Raw genomic sequence first — 13839 nt, 5'->3', positions numbered from 1 at the left:
GTCGCATTTCTACTTTTAATTATAAAGCAGATTATTGGTTTTGATAAAAGTTAGTATTTACTCTGGAGTAATTTTGCGAATTTTGTTATTATTTCTATCCGAAACATAAAGATTGTCTTGGCTATCTATTATTATTTTAAGAGGGAAATAAAATTGTGCACTTGCTCCTGTTCCGTCTGTATAACCTGGGGAACTACCAGCTATGGTGCTAACAAGACCACTAGGCGTGATTTTTCGAATTCTGTGATTATAGCTGTCTGCTATATAGAGGTTGCCTTGACTATCCAAAGTTATTCCAAGTGGAGTAGCAAATTGTGCATCAATTCCCGTTCCATCTGCATTACCTTCGATACTTCCAGCTATAGTCGAAACTTCACCACTTGAGTTGATTTTTCGTATTTTATGATTACCAGAATCAGCTATGTAGAGGTTTCCTTGGCTATCTGCGGTTATTTCTTGTGGACCATTAAATTGTGCGTTAGTTCCTGTTCCATCCGTATCACCAGAATTATTACCTGCTACTGTACTAACCACCCCATTCTGGGTGACTTTGCGAATTTTATTGTTATTATTATCCGCTACATAGAGATTGTCTTGATTATCAACAGTTATTCCTGTCGGGCCGTAAAATTGCGCATCTGCACCGGTTCCATCAGCGTAGCCAGCTGTATTTCCTGCTAAAGTCGTGACTGCTCCATTTGGTGTGATTTTTCGTATTTTATTATTGTCTCTATCAGCGATATAGAGATTACCTTGACTATCTATAGCTATTCCTTCTGGAGCATTAAATTGTGCATTAGTACCTGTTCCATCAGCATCACCTTCGATACTTCCTGCTATGGTACTGACCGTTCCATTAGGATTTATTTTTCTAATTTTATGATTTCCAGTGTCTGTAATATAAAAGTTTCCTGCATTATCGATGGTTATTCCCCTTGGATAATCAAATTGTGCATCAATTCCTGTTCCATCTGCAAAACCATTAGTACTTCCTGCAAACGTACTTACCTGAAATTCTGAAATAATATATTCGAATTCGTGTGCTATTATTTCCGTGCTATTAACCATTACTTTTACCATTCCTGTATAAGCTCTTGGTGGAACAGTAACAGTAATCTCTGTATTGGATACTGTCTGAACAGCAGCTTCCATATTATTAAAAAATACTTTGATGTTATTTGTGTTACTACCAAAATGGTTACCACTAATGGTTACAACGGTGCCTTTTGGTCCACTTACTGGTGAAATGTTATTCACAGTAGCAGTTGGAGTAGGTTGAGTAGGGGTATCATCATCGCTACTACAACTTGTAACCGCAAAAGCCATGGCAAGTATTAAAATTAAAGGTTTGAGTGTTGTTTTTAAATATTTCATGATCACATTATTTTTTAGTAAAATTTAATGGTGTATCTTTTTTAAACAGTAATTAACTTAACTGTTTTTTGGGTGTGCTCAATATCCAGGAGGTAGGTTTATTTTAATAGTACCAGAGGCCGTTGTTGATTGCAAATCATCATTGTTATCACGATAGGTAAACGTACCATTAAATTCAATGGTGAGTTCGGAAAATATTGGTATTCCTAAAACAAAAACCTGTTCGCGAATGGTTAGGTTAGCAGTTCCTGAATCTGAGCTATAGTTTAATCCAGAATCCGTTGGAAATGTAAAATATATCTGAGCATCTCCACTAAACGGGAGATTGGTACTCTCTCCTATTGGGAAATCAAAAAGACCTTGTGCCGTAATATCATTGTTTTTTAGTGTAAAAGTAACGTGCGTTACGCCGTCCTCGTTAATAGCGAGTGATGAGGCTTGAACAGCACCATTCTCGCCTTCTCCGTCAGAAACGTTTTCTACTGTTCCAGAATATGATTGTCCGTCAACGGTAATATTATAGGTGTGTGCTACTCCAGAATTTCCAGTTGGGTTTGGATTTGGATTGTTTGGATTCGTTATATTGTCATCACTGCTACAACTTGCAAAAGCGACAATGAGTATGATTGGAGCAAAAAAGGTCTTAAAAAAGTCTATTTTTGTTTTCATGATTAATAATTTTTAATTGTGTTACAAAATTGCAATTAAGTGTTTGGTTTTTTTTAATTTATAGCTAAATGTGGTAACTAATAAAATGTGTTGAACCACATTGATTACCAGTTTATTCTAAACTTATTTTAATATTATCCATTCCACCTGTATCTGGCCCCGACTGAAATTCTCCACGAATGGAAAACTCGGTTACATTAGATAATATGGCTTTAATTTCGGCTTCAGTTGCTGGAGTGCCACTATCGAAATCACCTTTTAGCCAGCCGCTTTCTGTACTAATTTTTAAGCTATAATCAGTCCATTCGCTTGTTGGGTAATCAGTTAATGCATGAACGTAAGTTATTTGGTCAGAACCATTTCTAAAAATAATATCAGCATTTTCAAATTGATTGTCCATAGCAGAGGTTTGGAACAAACTAAAACTAAGTGTAGCATTATAATAAACAGACTTGTTTCCGTGATATAAATCTGGTGCTGTAAAGTACCAAACGCCTCCAGCGACATCGTCGTCTGCATAAATATAGCCATCGTTTACCCCGCCATCCGGAGAGTAAGAGGCTTCTACATAACCACCTTGTGCATCGCCAGTAATTCGCCAACCTTGTGCATCTGTTTGAAATTGGCTTATGTTAATAATGTTGTCGTTATTCACCGGAGGTTCTGTTGTGTCATCATCGCTACTGCAACTGGCTATTGTAAATAAAAAAAGGGTGGATAATATGAAATAAATGAATGGTTTGTTGCTTTGGGGTGTTTTGATTTGATTTTTCATTTTTTTTAAAATGTTTTATATTGATTTGTTTAATGTATGAATGCATCAAAAGTTAACATGTATTATGTACAAATTTGGAAATCGTACATATTAATGCTTAAAATTGCTGCCTGCTTGTGTGAATCTTTTGTGCTTAGGTATTATAAAATAAGATTTATAATGTTAATGAAGGATATAGAGTTTTTGAGAATTTATAATTACTATAATTTATCTAGAACATCATTTACTTTGTAATTACTCAAATCGAAGTATTTAGCATCTGATTTATTTTCAAGAGAAGTTATATCCATTTGCATACTTGGTGTTTCTCTGTTTTTTTCGAAGTGCACACTTCTTACCATCATACCTTGTGGATAGTTTTCGTCTAATTTTGAAGATTTGGTTAGCACAGAACTGTTAGAGAAATCTTTAATCTGTCCACCAAATAGGTGATTTCCACTTAGGTCAATACTAATTTCTTTAGTTACCCAGGCATGCATAGTAGTTTTTTCTTTGCTGTTAGTGTAAATGTACTTTCGGCAATTATGACCATAAATAGTTTTAGTTTCGTCCGTTCGTTGCCATACGCCATTACTGTCTTCAAGGTCTATTTGATCTCCTGCAAGCTTTTCGGCCATTTTTTGAAAGTTAATCATAGGCATTTTTGTGGCTGTGTTTTCTTTAGGATCTATCATATACATTGCAGCGCCTTTATAATCGAAAAGTATGCGATTTTCATTTTTAGTACCTTCATTCATAATCATACACTCTCCAGTGTTTCCAAAAACCATTTTAGCCGTGGTGGTCTCTTTCACTTTCCCATTGTTTTTAAAAGTTGTTGTTTCCATTGAAAGAGTTGCTTGTACCGGATTTTCTGGAACAGGATAACGACTGTCATTTTCGTAAGTAACATCTTTAAGTGCTTCACGTCCCTTCTCTTTTTCGGGCTCAGCATATTTTTCTTTCATATCTTTTTTTACCTGTCTCTTTATCCAACCGCGTTGGGCATTAACAGGTCCTGCAAATGCGAAAATGAGTAAAGTTGTTATTGAAAATAAATATATCTTTTTCATGTTTTTAAGGTTTTAGTTACATTACTTAATAGTAATAATGATCAAAGGTTAACATGAATTTATAAATCAATTATAGAAACATTAATTTTCATTTCCTGCATGAGTGTAATTGTTTTATTTCGAGAGTATTATATGTTTTTTGTTTAAGAGCTATTTTAGTGTATGCTCGAATAAAAAGATTGTCTTCTTTAAGTTTCTAGGTTAATAATACGATTGAAGAATTAGTTTAACTATGGATTAGAGTCAATTAAAAAACAAAAAAATAGCAAGCCTAATTAGGACTTGCTATTCTCTATTTATTAAAATAATATTTTTTATTCAGGATTCTCAGTATTGGCCTCTCTAGCTAGAGAAACAGAATCTGGTTCTTTTCCTAATTGAGTGTCTAAATTTAATAAGGATTCATCACTTGCTTTCGGGCCTCCGGCAATTTTTAATTTGTCTAACAGTTCAAGAACCAATTTCTCTTCTTCTATTTGTTCTTTAACAAACCATTGCGCAAAATTATAAGTTGCCCAATCTTTTTCCTCATGAGCTAAATTTACAATTTCATAAATAGCGTTGGTGTTGTCAACTTCATGTTTAAAGGTTTTTTCAAAACAGTCTTGCAAATTTTTTGGGTTAGCTGGGGGAGCTTTAACTGCATCAATTTTTGCTGTTCCTCCACGCTCCATAATGTATTGCATAACTTTCATCATATGGTCTCGTTCTTCTTGAGAGTGGCGAAACAAATAATTGGCTATTCCGCCATAACCTTCACTGTCCGCCCAACAGCCATAAGATAAATATATTTGAGCGGCTTCTGCCTCTTTGGTTACTTGATGGTTTAAAATTGTTTCTATTTTTTTTGATAATCTGTTGGTGTTCATTTTATATGGTTTTTTTATGCTTTAATAAAGGTCTTGAATAGCCTTAAGAAAGGTTAACTACTTAGAATTAAATTTTAACTCAAATGCGTTATTTGTTTTCTGAAGAAGTTCTTAAGTATTTTAAACAAGTGCAATATATCACAGAAAGCAAGATTTAAACCTTAATAGTTTTAGCTTAAAATTTAGGGTTAGTTCTTCTGTTATCTGGTTTTACCTCAGTTTAAAGACATTTTCTTTAAATCCTGTCTCTATTTGTTTTTACAGGGTTTAAGCGAGATGGAATATAGGCTGCGCTACTTAAGTTGATTTAGTAGTTATTGAGTAATGGGCTGAGTTTTTTTATAATTTTTGAAGCGTAATTTTTCACATCAATCATTTTTGATGAGCCAGTAATGGCATCTAACTCTTCTATTTTCAGGTCTCCTTGATATGAAGTACTAAATACTAAAATGTTATTTAAGCAGCGATAATGGTTATTTATAAATATTTCAACTTCTTTAGGTGGCTTCCATGTGTACCAGGAATGAAGAATAAGTATAGCATCCTGATTTTTAGGCTGAGCATCGGATAGAGAACTCAAGGAAATTACTTTAATGTTTACCGGTTTAGAGTTGTAATGTTGTATAATTAGACTAACCAAAGAATCTTTAAAATGGCTTCCTTCGTTGGCTATTAGTAAGTTGTATTTGTCAGGAGTTTTTTTCGAGAAAAGACTGTAGCCACAAGGATTATAAAACAGTGAGAGGTACAATACGAAACTTAGTAAACCTAATAAGGTAATTATCACTGTTTTTTTAAATATGGACATAAGGGTAGATTTTTAACTTCAATTAGCTGTTTCTTTTATTGTATTTACAAACAGTTTAAGAATGTAGCTATAAAGTTACATGTAATTTCCTTGAAGATTAATGATTTATGTCAATTGAGAGCTGTCTTTAAAATAAAGCAATAATTATAAATGGAAAATTGTGAATGTTTTGGAAGAGGTTGAATTTGTATTATAGGTATTGATATGGGAGATAAGAAAGGTACTGTAATATAAAAGTATAATTAAATATAAAAACCAAAAAACCCGAACATTTGTTCGGGTTTTTAGTGGTGGTGCCTCCAGGAATCGAACCAGGGACACAAGGATTTTCAGTCCTTTGCTCTACCAACTGAGCTAAGGCACCAATTGCATAATTGCGAGTGCAAATATAGAATCAATTTTATTATTCGCCAAATGAAAGTAAATAAAAAATCGTTTTGTAAATTTGCAACCTTAAAACGAGCCATGAATTTAATTATAGATATTGGAAATACTTTTATTAAATTTGCTGTTTTTCAGCAAGATGAGGTTGTGTTTCAATCTTCGGTTGAAGAAAATGAAGTTAAAAATGAATTTGAATTATTTTTAAAAAAATATCCTAAAATTAATAAATGTGTCATTTCTTCCGTAGGAAAACTTGATGAACAGGCTTTAAATTTTGTAAAACAACGTTTAAAAGTAATAGTTTTAGATTCGGAAACTAAATTGCCATTTAATAATTTATATGCTACTCCAAAAACGCTGGGAGTAGATAGATTGGCTTTAGTAAGTGCAGCCGTTAAACAATTTCCAAATAAAAATTGTTTGATAATAGATATGGGGTCGTGTATTACCTATGATTTTATTTCTGACAAAAATAATTTTTTAGGCGGTGCTATTTCGCCAGGATTACGAATGAGATATAAATCTTTGAATAATTTTACAGCCAAATTACCGTTAATAGAAACAAAGTTACCGGAAGACATCATTGGAAACTCAACAGAAAACGCCATTCACACAGGAATTGTTTTTGGTATTTTAAACGAAATAGATGGTGTAATAGACAGTTATAAAGAGAAATATTCAGATTTAACAGTTATTTTAACAGGAGGAGATGCTAATTTCTTGTCAAAACAATTTAAAAATAGCATATTTGCCAACTCAAATTTCCTATTAATAGGATTGAACCATATTTTACAATTTAATTCAACCGAATGATTAAAAAACTTGTATTAGTTTTTATTGCCTTGTGTGCAATTCAAAGTTACGCCCAAGAAGGTACGGCCTCACCATATTCATTTTATGGTATAGGTAGCTTAAAATTTAAAGGAACTGTCGAGAACAGAAGTATGGGAGGGTTGAGTATTTATTCAGATAGTATTCATTTAAATTTAAGAAACCCAGCATCTTACGCAACTAAAAACTTAGCCCAATATAATAACGAAAGTAGGCCTGTAAAATTTGCTATTGGTGGAGGTCACTCTAATTCTAAACTAAAAAGTGAATCTGCATCAGATAAGGTAAATTCAACCACTTTAGATTATCTTGCAATGTCTTTTCCAATTGGAAGATTTGGGTTAGGTATGGGGCTGATACCTTATACAACTGTAGGTTACAAATTAGAAACCTTGAATAATGAGGATAATCTACAAAGTAAATTTAGAGGTGAAGGTGGAGTTAATAAGGTGTATGCCTCATTAGGATATTTAATTTCTGACGAATTAAGTGTTGGTGTAGATTTTGGGTATAACTTTGGTAGTATTAAAAACAATACCATTGAATACGTCTATACGCATGAAGGAAGTTTGGCACAATACCAAACAAGAGAAGATAATAGATCAGATTTAGGAGGATTAGGAGTAAATCTTGGATTAACATATACGAAAATGATTAAAGATGAGTTTGAATTAACCACATCATTAACATATAGACCAAAGACAAATTTATCTTCAAATAATTCTCGTACATTTAATACCATTACCATAAATCAGATTAATGGTAATGAAAATGTTATTAATTCTATAGATGCCAATTTAGAAGCACAAGGTTTAAGATATACGGATTTTGTTATTCCATCCAGGTTAGCTTTCGGAGCTGGAATTGGGCAACCTAGAATATGGTTTGTAGGTGCAGAATATTCATATTTAGACACAAGTAAATTTGAAAACGCATTATATGCAGCTAGCGATTCTGCAGGAAATGTTAAGTATTCTGGAGCCTCAGCATTTTCTGTTGGAGGATTTTTTATTCCAGATTATAATTCATTCTCAAGTTATTTAAGTAGAGTGGTTTATAGAGCTGGAGTTCGATTTGAAGAAACTGGATTAAACATTAATGACGAGGCTATAAACGAGTTTGGCATATCTTTTGGAGTAGGATTACCAATGGGGAACTCATTCTCTAATGCCAACATTGGTGTAGAGTTTGGAAAGAAAGGAACAACAAGTAGCAATTTAATTCAAGAAAATTTTATTAATTTCCAATTAAGCTTCTCGTTCAACGACAGATGGTTCCAAAGAAGAAAATTTAATTAAGAATAAACTAAATATTATGAAAACCAAAATTACATTCTTGCTATTAACCTTATTTTTAGGATTGAATTTTGTGACTGCTCAAGATGAGGATTCAAGTACTTTATCTATCATGTCTGAATATGCTAAAGCGAAAAATTACGACGCTGCATATAAACCTTTTATGGAATTAAGGAAAAGAAATCCAAATTACAGTAGAGCAATTTACGTTTATGGAGAAAGTATTCTTAACGACAAGATTGAAAAGTCTACCGGAACTGAACAGGTTGCTTATATTAACGATTTAGTAAAACTTTGGGAAGAGAGAGAAGCTAATTTCGCAAGTAAAACACCAAAGGGTGAATTTGGAGCTAAATCTTGTCAGTTATTATATGATAATAGAGAAGTTCTAAATAAATCTGACGAAGAATTATACGCTTGTTTTGATGCTGTATACAAAGCAGATGCAGAGACTTTTACTAATCCAAAATCCTTATATACATATTTTTCTTTAATGGTAGACCTATTTGATGCCGGTAAAAAATCTGCAGGTGAATTGTTTACTAAATATGATGAGGTTGTTGAAAAAGTAGATAAGGAAGTTGCTAACTATTCAGAAAGCTTAAACGAACTTATTGAAAAAGAAGATGCTGGTACAGCTTTAACAAGTAAAGAAGGAAGATATAAGAAAATGTACGAAAGCTATTTAAAAGCTTACGATCAGATTTCTGGAAGTATTAATAGTAAATTAGGGTCTAGAGCTAATTGTGAGAATTTAATTCCTTTATACAGTAAAGATTTTGAAGCTAATAAAAATGATGCTGTTTGGTTACAAAGAGCTGCTGGGAACATGTCTGCCAAAGAATGTACAGACGATCCATTATTCTTTAAATTAGTAAATGCATATCACGATTTAAGCCCATCTGCTAATTCAGCTTATTACTTAGGGATATTAAAAGATAAAGAAGGAAAGTCTAACGAAGCGCTTAAGTTCTACGAACAAGCTTTAAGCTTAGAATCTGATAGTTTCAAAAAAGCAAAACTTTATGAGAAAATTGGAGATAAGTTAAAAGCTAAAGGTAGCTTTGGTTCTGCAAGATCATACTTTAGAAATGCTTTAAAATTTAACCCTTCTAACGGACGTCCGCATTTAAAAATTGCAGACATGTATAATAGAAGTGCAAACAACTGTGGAGATTCTAACTTTAACAAACGTGCCGTATTCTGGTTAGCAGCTATTGAAGCAGAAAAAGCAGGTCGAGTAGACCCAACATTAAAGAGCGCTGCTGCCCAATCTGCAGCAAGTTATAGAGCTAAAGCACCACAGAAATCTGAAATTTTTAGCGAAGGTAACGCTGGTCAGAAAATAAACATTGGATGTTGGATTGGAGATAGTGTAACTGTTCCAAGTTTATAATGAATAAAATTTTTCCACATAAAATTAATCACATAGTCACAGCTTTTGCTGTGACTATGTTTTTTTAAAATGGGTATATATAATTCACATAAAAACTTTCTTATTTACTGCATAATTTTTATTGTGCTCAATTCTTGTAAAAATAACTTCGATGAAGTTAAAAAAATAGGTGTTTCTGAAAACGAACCTATGGGTGTTGCAGAACATATTAACCTTATTCGAACGGATTCTGGAAGAGTGACTGCCAATTTAAAAAGCCCTAAAATGTTGGATTATTCCAATAGAGATTTTGTTTTTAACGAGTTTCCAGACGGTATCGACTTAGATTTATTCGATGAACAAAACCAAAAAAGTAATGTTATTGCAGACTATGCAATAGCATACGATAAAACTGGAATAATAGATCTGCAAGGAAACGTGGTCTTGTCTTCTGCCAATAACGATACGTTATTTGCAGAACAACTCTATTACGATCAAAAAAGAGAGTGGCTTTTTACAAATAAACCCGTAACTTTTAGAACAGGGCAAGACGTTATAAATGGTAAAGGTTTCGATTCCGATACAAAATTTAATCAAGCTCAAGTATTAGAAATCGACGGAATCATTACACTTGACGAATAATTCTTTATCTTTACACACCAACTTTAACATATCGAAATGAAATTATTTAAGTTTTTTCAATACGCCTATTTAGTGTTTGCTATTATCTTTTTTTACAATGTTGTATCAGTGTATTTAAAGGAAGGAACTCTTGATATTGCTTCTTTATTATTAGCTGCAGCAGCTGTATTTATGTTTTTCTTTAGAAAAAGATTTAATAAAAAGCTTGAGAACAAAGACGATCAGTAATCAATGAGTCCAGATGTTATAATTATTATAGCTTCCTTAATTCTTTCTGCTTTTTTTTCCGGAATGGAGATTGCTTATGTGTCTTCTAATAAAATTCACATAGAAATTGAAAAAAAGCAACAAGGGATTTTGGCAAAAATACTAACAAGATTAACAGCAAAACCTTCCAAGTTTATTGCCACAATGCTTATTGGAAACAATATTGCTTTGGTAATTTATGGTCTTTTTATGGGAAATTTGCTGGTAAACTGGTTTCATACCTTTTTGCCTTCAGATTCAAAAATTGTTAATTTTCTACTTATAGATTTTAGTTTGTTAACTCAAACCGTTATCTCAACTTTAGTTATTTTAATAACTGCAGAGTTTTTACCTAAAGTGTTTTTTCAAATTTATGCCAATTCACTACTAAAACTTTTAGCTCTTCCGGCATATTTTTTCTATATCCTTTTTAGTTATATTTCAGATTTTGTTATTTGGATTTCAGATTTTATTTTAAAGAAATTCTTTAAAACAGAAGGAGATCAAATACAATTGGCATTTTCAAAAGTAGAATTAGGAAATTATATAAGCGAACAAATGGAATCTGTTGAAGAAAGTGACGATGTTGATTCCGAAATTCAAATCTTTCAAAACGCTCTAGAATTTTCAGAAGTAAAAGCTAGAGAAGTAATGGTGCCACGAACGGAAATTACAGCTGTAGACGTAACAGAGACCTCAAAAAACCTTAATTCCCTTTTTACCGAGACTGGATATTCTAAAATATTAATATATAAAGATACTATAGACGATATTTTAGGATACGTGCATTCCTTTGAGCTTTTTAAAAAACCAAAAACTTTAAAATCCATTCTGGTTCCCATAGAGTTTGTTCCAGAAACTATGCTAATCAAAGATATTTTAAGTACTCTAATTAAGAAACGAAAAAGTATGGCTGTAGTTTTAGACGAATATGGCGGTACTTCAGGAATCTTAACAGTAGAAGATATCGTGGAAGAGCTTTTTGGTGAAATTGAAGACGAACATGATACCATGCTTCTAATTGAAGAAAGATTGGAAGAAGATGTATATAGATTTTCGGCAAGGTTAGAGGTGGATTATTTAAACGAAACCTTTAAACTTAACTTACCCGATAGCGAAAACTATGAAACTCTTGGTGGTCTAATTGTCGACTTCACGGAAGAAATTCCTCAACAAAATGACATAGTTAAAATTGATAATTTTCAGTTTAACATCCTTGAAGTCTCCAATACAAAAATCGATTTAGTGGAACTTAAAATACTTGAGGTCGATTAAAATCCTAATCTTAATATAATTAATGCGTAATTCTACTTTTATTATTAAATAGAAAATGGTATTTTCGCGCTCGATAATTTATAATCTATAGAAATAAAAAATGGCAGTTTTAAATAAAATTAGACAACGTGGACTTTTCTTAATCATAGTGATTGCGTTAGCGTTATTCTCTTTTGTAATTGGAGATTTGTTTAGAAATACAGATGCATTAGTTGGAAAATCCCAAAATATTGTTGCAACAATTAACGGAAAAGATATTACCCGTGAAGATTTTATGCAAAAAGTGGAAGTAGCGCAGAGACAACTTGGTCCTAACGGAACAAGTACTCAAGCTATGAACAGAGTGTGGGATCAAGAAGTAAGACAAGCTGTTTTAGAAACACAATTTGAAGAATTAGGTCTAGATGTTCAAAAGGATCAAATGAGAGATTTGTTAAGAACCAACTTAGCTAATAGCCCAGAGTTTCAAAATGAAGTAGGACTTTTTGACGAGAACAAATTAAACGAATACATTGCAAACTTAAAAGAAACATCGGCTGTTGCATATAAACAATGGGTTGATTACGAAAATAGTATTGGAGTAAGTGCTTTACAGCAAGACTACTTTAATATGGTTAAAGCAGGAATGACTGGAACTTTGGCTGAAGGAAAATTAGAACACACCTTGCAGAGTGAAACTGTAGATATAAAATACGTTCAAGTTCCTTATACGTCTATTTCTGATAGTACAGTACCTGTTTCTAAGTCTGAAATTTCTTCATATATCAAAAAGCACAAAAAGCAATACGAAGTTGAAGCTTCTAGAGATATACGTTATGTAGAGTTTAGAGAAGTTGCTACGGCAGAAGATGAAAATAACATCAAACAAGATTTATCAGATTTATTGAAAGATCAAGTTGTTTATAACGAGGTTAGCAAAACTAACGATACAGTTAAAGGATTTGCTCAGGTTACAAATAATAAGGCTTTTGTAAATTCAAATTCTGATATTAAATTTGAAGATCGTTTCGTATTTAAATCAGGTTTACCTACGGCTGTTGCTGATACTATTTTTAAATTAAATACTGGTCAGGTTTACGGACCTTATAAAGATCAAAACTATATTAAGTTAACTAAAGTGGTTGCTGCTGTTCAAATGCCAGACTCCGTTAAAGCAAGACATATTTTAATACCTTTTGTTGGTGCTGCAAGTGCGCAACCAGATGTAACACAGTCTGAAGCTGATGCTAAGAAAACGGCAGATAGTTTATTAACTATCTTGAAAAAGGATAAATCGAGATTTGGTGAATTTGTAACAACATATTCTTCAGATCAAGGAAGTGTTGAAAATGGAGGAAGTTACGATTACTTCCCTTACAACGCCATGGTAGAAGAGTTTAGAGATTTTGCATTCGAAAATAATGTAGGGGATATGGATGTGGTTCAAACTGCTTTCGGATTTCACATTATAGAAATTGAAGGACAAACTGCTAAGCAACGTGCTATAAAAGTAGCTACTATTGCTAGAGAGATTGAACCGTCTGAAACAACCATTAATCAAGTGTTTAGGGATGCTTCTAATTTCGAAATTGCTATTGAAAAAGGTGATTTTGAAACTGTTGCAAAAGAGAAAGAATTAACTGTACGTCCTATAAATGGAATTAAGCTTTTAGATGAAAATATTCCAGGTTTAGGAAACCAGAGACCTATTGTACGTTGGGCTTTTGAAGAAGGTACTAAAGTAGGAGCAGCTAAACGTTTTAACTTAAATGGAGGTTATGCTATTGTTCAAGTTACAGCATCTAATCCTGAAGGTTTAATGAATTCAGAACAAGCTTCTGTTACAGCCTTACCTGCTATTAGAAAAGAAAAGAAAGCTAAATTAATAATGGATAGAATTTCTGCAACAACGGTTGAAGATGTAGCTTCTGGTGAAAACCAAACTGTTAAAACTGCTCTAGCTATCAATATGAAAAATCCAACTATTTCTGGTGCCGGTAAAGAAGGTGTTGTTGTTGGAACTGCTTTTGGATTAAATGAAGGTGAAACTTCAAAATTAATTGAAGGAGAAAAAGGTGTTTATATGATTCAAGTTACCAAAAGAACTCCTGCTCCAGAAATGGATAACTATCAAGGATTTGCAAATCAAATTGGAAGTGCAAAAACGGCAAAAGTAAATACCAAACTATACGATGCTTTAAAAGAAGCTTCAGAAATTGAAGACAATAGAGCAAATACAGTTCAATAAGATTTCTTCTTATTATA

The 13839-nt window shown here is 32.6% G+C and carries 13 protein-coding genes and 1 tRNA gene; 7 read left to right on the top strand and 7 right to left on the bottom strand.

The annotated features are described in order from the left end of the window. Positions 1-57 precede the first annotated feature (57 nt). From OS188_RS02890 to OS188_RS02860, 7 genes are all read right to left on the bottom strand, one after another. Positions 58-1374 carry an IPT/TIG domain-containing protein gene (locus OS188_RS02890; protein ID WP_267147314.1) on the bottom strand — a complete coding sequence of 439 codons (1317 nt, stop codon included), beginning with the start codon at positions 1372-1374 and terminating at the stop codon, positions 58-60. Between the two features lie 78 nt (positions 1375-1452). Next, positions 1453-2043 carry a hypothetical protein gene (locus OS188_RS02885; protein WP_267147313.1) on the bottom strand — a complete coding sequence of 197 codons (591 nt, stop codon included), beginning with the start codon at positions 2041-2043 and terminating at the stop codon, positions 1453-1455. 112 nt (positions 2044-2155) lie between these two features. Continuing rightward, positions 2156-2818: a laminin B domain-containing protein gene (locus OS188_RS02880; RefSeq protein WP_267147312.1), complete on the bottom strand. Its 663-nt coding sequence runs from the start codon at positions 2816-2818 to the stop codon at positions 2156-2158. A gap of 200 nt (positions 2819-3018) precedes the next feature. Further along, entirely contained in the window at positions 3019-3870 is an 852-nt protein-coding gene (locus OS188_RS02875) for a hypothetical protein (RefSeq protein ID WP_267147311.1), read from the bottom strand. Positions 3871-4184: 314 nt separating this feature from the next. After that, positions 4185-4739 carry a ferritin gene (locus tag OS188_RS02870; protein ID WP_267147310.1) on the bottom strand — a complete coding sequence of 185 codons (555 nt, stop codon included), beginning with the start codon at positions 4737-4739 and terminating at the stop codon, positions 4185-4187. Between the two features lie 307 nt (positions 4740-5046). After that, complete coding sequence (locus OS188_RS02865; RefSeq protein ID WP_267147309.1) at positions 5047-5547, bottom strand: hypothetical protein; 501 nt, start codon at positions 5545-5547, stop codon at positions 5047-5049. Positions 5548-5835: 288 nt separating this feature from the next. After that, positions 5836-5911 (bottom strand) — tRNA-Phe (locus OS188_RS02860). Positions 5912-6012: 101 nt separating this feature from the next. Here OS188_RS02860 and OS188_RS02855 point away from each other — a divergent pair. The 7 genes from OS188_RS02855 to OS188_RS02825 all read left to right on the top strand — a co-directional run bounded on the left by OS188_RS02855 (position 6013) and on the right by OS188_RS02825 (position 13822). Further along, positions 6013-6744 (top strand): type III pantothenate kinase, encoded by a 732-nt coding sequence (locus OS188_RS02855; RefSeq protein WP_267147308.1) that lies wholly within the window; start codon positions 6013-6015, stop codon positions 6742-6744. Then, complete coding sequence (gene bamG, locus OS188_RS02850; protein WP_267147307.1) at positions 6741-8060, top strand: beta-barrel assembly machine protein BamG; 1320 nt, start codon at positions 6741-6743, stop codon at positions 8058-8060. Before OS188_RS02855 ends, bamG begins: the two co-directional genes overlap by 4 nt. Positions 8061-8076: 16 nt before the next feature. Continuing rightward, on the top strand, positions 8077-9453 hold the full coding sequence (locus OS188_RS02845) for a tetratricopeptide repeat protein (RefSeq protein WP_267147306.1): 1377 nt from the start codon (positions 8077-8079) through the stop codon (positions 9451-9453). 69 nt (positions 9454-9522) lie between these two features. Then, positions 9523-10074 (top strand): LPS export ABC transporter periplasmic protein LptC, encoded by a 552-nt coding sequence (lptC, locus tag OS188_RS02840; protein ID WP_267147305.1) that lies wholly within the window; start codon positions 9523-9525, stop codon positions 10072-10074. Positions 10075-10110: 36 nt separating this feature from the next. Then, the gene (locus OS188_RS02835) at positions 10111-10302 is read left to right on the top strand and encodes a hypothetical protein (RefSeq protein WP_267147304.1); all 192 of its coding nucleotides are present in this window, start codon (positions 10111-10113) and stop codon (positions 10300-10302) included. Between the two features lie 3 nt (positions 10303-10305). Continuing rightward, on the top strand, positions 10306-11595 hold the full coding sequence (locus tag OS188_RS02830; RefSeq protein WP_267147303.1) for a hemolysin family protein: 1290 nt from the start codon (positions 10306-10308) through the stop codon (positions 11593-11595). A gap of 100 nt (positions 11596-11695) precedes the next feature. Next, positions 11696-13822: a peptidylprolyl isomerase gene (locus OS188_RS02825; RefSeq protein WP_267147302.1), complete on the top strand. Its 2127-nt coding sequence runs from the start codon at positions 11696-11698 to the stop codon at positions 13820-13822. The last annotated feature ends 17 nt before the right edge of the window (positions 13823-13839 follow it).

It is taken from the genome of Xanthomarina sp. F1114 (assembly GCF_026410255.1).
In the GTDB taxonomy this organism is placed as follows: domain Bacteria; phylum Bacteroidota; class Bacteroidia; order Flavobacteriales; family Flavobacteriaceae; genus Xanthomarina.
Note: the sequence above shows the minus strand (reverse complement) of the source record. Positions and strands in the feature narration are given on the sequence as shown.